The organism is Marivita sp. (assembly GCF_017643905.1).
GTDB lineage: Bacteria > Pseudomonadota > Alphaproteobacteria > Rhodobacterales > Rhodobacteraceae > Marivita.
In genome coordinates this window covers 1-5,206 of sequence record NZ_JAEPMO010000219.1, presented here as the reverse complement: position 1 = coordinate 5,206, position 5,206 = coordinate 1, and the positions used below count along the sequence as shown (strand labels likewise).

The 5,206-nt window shown below is 57.7% G+C and carries 5 protein-coding genes; all 5 read right to left on the bottom strand.

The window, feature by feature from the left end; genetic code table 11:
- Positions 1–673 (bottom strand): TIGR01244 family sulfur transferase (locus JJ869_RS21895; RefSeq protein ID WP_292270767.1); only part of this gene is annotated, 673 nt, incomplete at its 3' end.
- A gap of 75 nt (positions 674–748) precedes the next feature.
- A complete protein-coding gene (locus JJ869_RS21890) occupies positions 749–1,633 on the bottom strand; it encodes an MBL fold metallo-hydrolase (protein ID WP_292270766.1) in 885 nt (294 codons plus the stop codon).
- A gap of 120 nt (positions 1,634–1,753) precedes the next feature.
- A complete protein-coding gene (locus tag JJ869_RS21885) occupies positions 1,754–2,419 on the bottom strand; it encodes a Crp/Fnr family transcriptional regulator (RefSeq protein ID WP_292270764.1) in 666 nt (221 codons plus the stop codon).
- Between the two features lie 83 nt (positions 2,420–2,502).
- Positions 2,503–4,377, bottom strand: a complete 1,875-nt coding sequence (locus JJ869_RS21880) for a DUF4214 domain-containing protein (RefSeq protein WP_292270762.1) — start codon at positions 4,375–4,377, stop codon at positions 2,503–2,505.
- Between the two features lie 156 nt (positions 4,378–4,533).
- A partial coding sequence (locus JJ869_RS21875; RefSeq protein ID WP_292270759.1) for a hypothetical protein occupies positions 4,534–5,206 on the bottom strand: 673 nt, incomplete at its 5' end.

Genomic DNA, 5,206 nt, shown 5'->3' with positions numbered 1-5,206 from the left:
CGACAGCCGATTTGATCCAATGCACACCTTGCGGGATCAGCGACCCCATCGTCTTGGCTGTATCCTGCGCGTCAAAAATACCGCCGCCGACCATCGTCCAGCCGGGCTGGTAATAGTGGATGTCCGCCGGGTCGATGATCGCCACCGACAGCCCCGGTTTGCGGGCCTTCAGGCTCGCCGCAACCGATACGCCCCCGGCCCCGCCGCCGACGATAACCACATCAAACTTGGCGTCGCCGGTATCTGTCGGTGTCTTGCCGCCATTGGCAATCCGGCGCGCGACACCGTTCATGTCATAGCCCGCTGCCTTGGTGGCACCGAGGATGTCCGCCATCGGCAGTTTTTTGGCCTGGCTCAGCGACCACAGCGTGGCCGAGCGGGTGCCCGTACGGCAATAGGCGAGCACAGGCCCCGGCAGGTCGCGCAGCGCCGCGCCGAAGGCAACGGCGTCTTCATCCCGCACCAAGCCCGATTGCACCGGCAGATAGCGCATCTCAAGCTCTGCGGCTTTCGCAGCTGTCTCGATTTCTTCATGGGTCGGCTGGTCCGCACCTTCGCCATCCGGCCGATTGCAGATGATGGCGCGGAACCCGGCCTCTTTGAGGGCGGGAATTTCGTCTGCGGTGATCTGCGGGCTCACGGTGAGCGCATCAGTGATCTTGTTCAAATGCATGGTGATGGACTCACTCGTCTAAAGTTTGAGAAACTGCACGACGGCACCAAGCAGCCGCGCAGTTGACGTGTCGGATCAAAGCGCGTTGACCGGCACTTTGAGCATCGGACGACCATCCTTGTCTTTCGGAACGGCCCCCGCACGCATGTTCACCTGCAGCGACGGGATGATCAGCTTGGGCATGTCCAGCGTTGCATCCCGTTCGGTGCGGAACTTGACGAAGTCCTCTTTGGACTTGCCGCCCCCGACATGGATATTGTGCGCTTTTTCCTCGCCCACCGAGGTTTCCCACTGAATGTCGCGGCCATTGGGGCCGTAGTCGTGGCACATGAAGAGCCGCATGTCGTCGGGGAGCGTCAGCACCTTCTGGATGCTGTCGTAAAGCGTGCCGGCATCCCCACCGGGGAAATCGGCACGGGCAGAGCCGCCATCCGGCATGAAAAGAGTGTCGCCGACAAAGGCGGCGTTGCCCATGACATGCACCATGCAGGCCGGGGTGTGGCCCGGTGTGTAGATGGCAAAAGCGTCCATGTTGCCGATCTTGTAGGCATCGCCATCTTCGAACAGTTTGTCGAACTGGCTGCCATCGCGCTGGAACTCGGTGCCTTCGTTGAAGATTTTGCCGAAGGTGTCCTGAACGACCATGATCTTCGATCCGACACCGATCTTTCCGCCCAGCTTGGCTTGGATATACGGCGCAGCAGAGAGATGGTCTGCGTGGACATGGGTCTCGATGATCCATTCCAGCTTGAGACCGCGCTCCTCAATCTCTGCAATCAGAGCATCGGCATGATCATAGGTGATCCGGCCAGCGGCGTAGTCGATATCCATGACGCTGTCGACAATCGCACAGGCGTCAGAGGTCGGGTCCTTCACGATATAGCTGATCGTATTGGTGGCTTCGTCGAAATGCGCAGACACCTCGGGTGTCACGGACATATTCACGGGATATTGAGTCACTTTGCGGTCCTCCAGAATCAGGTTTGACCCTGTGGTACGCCTTGGGACTGTGACCTTCAGTGATATTGTCACCTAACCTGACGTGATGGGAAAATTCGCAGGTTCGTCCTTCAAATCGGCTCAGGCGCTTTCCGCCAGCTTTGCGATCTGGTCGCGATCCAGCAATGTGATCTTGCCCCGCGACTGCGCCACGAACCCGCGTTTCTGGAAGTCATGGAGAACCCGCGAAATCACCTCGCGCGCCGTACCAAGCTCCGTGGCCAATTGCTGATGGGTGGTTGCAAGGTCGTCCCCGTCCGTAGCCAACGACAACAAGCGCCCAGCGAGCCGCACGTCGATCCGACCGAAGGCCACATCGTCGATCACTCGGAACAAGTCGGTGATCCGCCGCGCATAGGCAGTCAGCACGAAATCCCGAAACTCCTGCGAAGATGCCATCAGTCGGTCAAACGCGCCGCGCGGGATCGCCACCGCGGTCACGTCGGTTTCGGTCACGCCTTCAGCTGAATAGGGTTCATGCGCCAGCAGACAGGCCGTGGTCAGAACGCAGCTTTCCCCGGCCTCAACACGGTACAGCACAATGTCCCGCCCGCTTTCCGAGGTCTGCTGCACCCGCACGCGGCCATCCAGCAAAAACAAAAGATTGTCCGGCACAGCTCCCGGCCCGAACACAGTCTTTCCCGCTGGCACTTTTATAACTGCGCTCTCAGCGACCAATTGCGCCTTCACCGGCGCAGGCAAACTGCTCAGACCGTGGAACCGTTCGATCCAGACCGCATCCGCCATGCATTGCTCCTTGGGACAGGCGGCAGGCTACGCGACCAAAACGTCAGAACCCGCCACTCGGGCAACGATTGCCCGGGTGCGCATCATGCAATCGCGTCGAAGGGATTGTCCAGTACCCCAACCACCGGCATCAGGAATGCACCCGTGTCCGGGTCAAGAGCTGCGGAGTAAAGCTGCTCGATCGTAGACACCGCTTCCGACAAGCTGCTCTCTGACCCATCGAACTGCGACATGATGGCAATGGCGTTGTCCACGTCCGACATACCACGATGCACGGCGTATAGAGCTCCGATATCCGTCTTGTCGGCGAGGAAGGCGCGATCCGCTTGCTGTTGGTCGATAAAGTCCTGCGACGCGCCGACCGGTGCATCGGCTTTGGCACCTTCGAGCACGGACAGAATGAACTGGTCCCGGCTGACTGCACCGGAATCCAGCACGCCGACCCAGAACTCGAACCCATCCTGGTCCGGCACACGGCCAAGAACATTTTCGTAGACAGCGGTTGCGAAATCTTCGTTCGACAATTCTTCCGCATATGTCGCACGGATTTCCGGCTGGTCGATGAACAGCGACGCCATTTCCTGAAGGGTCGTACCATTGGCAAAAGCCGTTCCCCAGAAATTCAGCCCCAGCGCATCGGGTGCGCGGTTGAAATAGGCAATGTAAAGCTCAATGAAGCTTTCCAGATCCGCTCCGGACAGACTGGCCGGACCGCCAAAGTGCTGCAGGTCCAAGGTCTGTCTTTCGTCTTCACTGTAAAACTCCACGATCTCGATGTTGCGCAGCGTGTCGGTACCAACCCCATCTGCGCGACGGTCCTGAACCGTGATTGCATCAGCACCGAGTGTCAGCGTGTAGGATGTCTGGCTACCGGGATAATATGCCAGATCGAGACCGTCGTTACCGTCGATCACGTCGTTGCCCGCAAAGCCTTCCAGCTCGTCATTGCCGCCGCCGCCACGCAGGTCGTTGTCCAGCGGAGTACCGTTGATCCAATCGTCAAACGCCGAACCTGTCGCGTTTTCGATATCGCCCATCAGCCAGATCATTTCAGTCGGAGCACTATCGACCAAGGTGCCGTCAAACTGGCTCGATGGCATCGCGAAGCCCGATAAAGTCTCTAGCAATGGCGTCGCGGCAAAGTCGGGCAGGAAAATCGTCCAACCCTCGGACTGTCCCGACGCATCCACACGGTCGACCCCGCTCGCGTCCCAAATCGTGTAGTAATAATCCTCGCTGGTTAGAGCGTGGGTCGTGTCACCGGCAAAGGTCGAGGTATTGACGCCGTACATGAACTGAAGGCCCAGAACGTCGAGCACCATCGGCGTGGCCGGATCCCAACGCTCAAGTTCGGCAGCATACTGATCCGAGTAGGACAAGATCGAGAACCAATCGAGGTCGCGCACGACGTTCTGGTCCAATTCGTCCAAGGTCGGGCGACCGGGACTTGAATCGAAGGGATGCTTCAGTCCCATCGCATGACCGATTTCGTGGATCACCGTGTAGAACCCATCGGATCCGGGCTGAAAACTCGATGAAGCGATAAACTCGTTCGAGAAGTTCATGAAAACGTCGCCGCCTTCGGTCGCATATTGCTCGAAATTCGTAAACGGCTCGGGACCCGGGTAATAGGCATAGGCCAGCGTGCCGTCGTCTACGAAGCTATTGTCTAGAGTATATACGATGTCCGCCCCGGCCTGCCCCGCAGTGATCGGGCTGGTGAAATCCCCGAGGTAGACGAACTCAACATTGATGAACTGTTCGAACGTGGCCAATGCGGCCGAAAAAGTCTGTATGGCGCCGCTGCGGTCATCCCAGACGTGGTTCGGGTTCAAGCCGTCTGCCAAAGCCCACGTTATCGTGGTCGTTTCCGACAAATCCCAGACATAACCGTCGACCAGGACGTCGATGATCGGGTCTGTTGTCGGGTCAATAATGAAAGATGAAAGAAATGGCATCTTTATCTCCGCAAAATGCATCACGCGTTACGCTGACCCAAGACGACCGGAAGTGTTCCTTAGGCAAAGCGATCATATTCAAGTCTCACGTTACGGTTTGACTGACGTATGTAAATACGTTTCAGGAAACCGTTTTTTTTAGGGCGCGGTACCAAATCACACCATCCAGAACCCATTTTTCTTGATTTTCTGGCGGATCGGCTGTTCCCGGCTTGGCAAGTGGTCTCGATCGAACAAAGCACGCACCTTTTGACCCCGGTTCTGGTAGATCATCCGCTTGAACGGTTCATAATCCTTGAGCAGTCGTTTGACCTGGTTGGGAGCCGATATTTCTTCCAGAAGATCGACCACGGCGTCGCTCTCACGGGCATAAAGCAGCGGCATGTTCCGGTAATGGACCGTCATCTCTCCATCGAGATATCCCGCGGGCAGCGCATCGCGTCCACCGCCCAGACTGTGTATCACCAGTGGCAGCGCGATCTGGTCCAGCCACGGTGTCAGTTGCTGGCAGGCAAGTTCTGGCGGCGTATCTTTCCAGATCGACAGCGCCATATCCAGAAAGCGCTGCCCAAAGACATGCGGACAGGAATAGTAATAATACCCGGCGTTGAAATAGAGGTAGCGTCGCCAGTATTCGTCCGGCTGTGTCAGATCGAGAGAGCTTTCGAAATCCAGTCCAAACCGATCATAGAGCGACTTCCAGATCTCGGAATAGCCCGGACCGTACAGTTCAAGTTGCGGCCAAGTCCCTTCGACCCGCAGCGATGCAGAGGGTTTGGAAAAGTCGAATGGAACATCCCCCAAATCCCCCGTGACAAGCGTGTCCGTG

Bases quoted from the DNA above. Each gene is read 5' to 3' on its own strand.
- JJ869_RS21880 (WP_292270762.1), bottom strand. From the start codon at position 4,377: ATGCCATTTCTTTCATCTTTCATTATTGACCCGACAACAGACCCGATC.
- JJ869_RS21885 (WP_292270764.1), bottom strand. From the start codon at position 2,419: ATGGCGGATGCGGTCTGGATCGAACGGTTCCACGGTCTGAGCAGTTTG.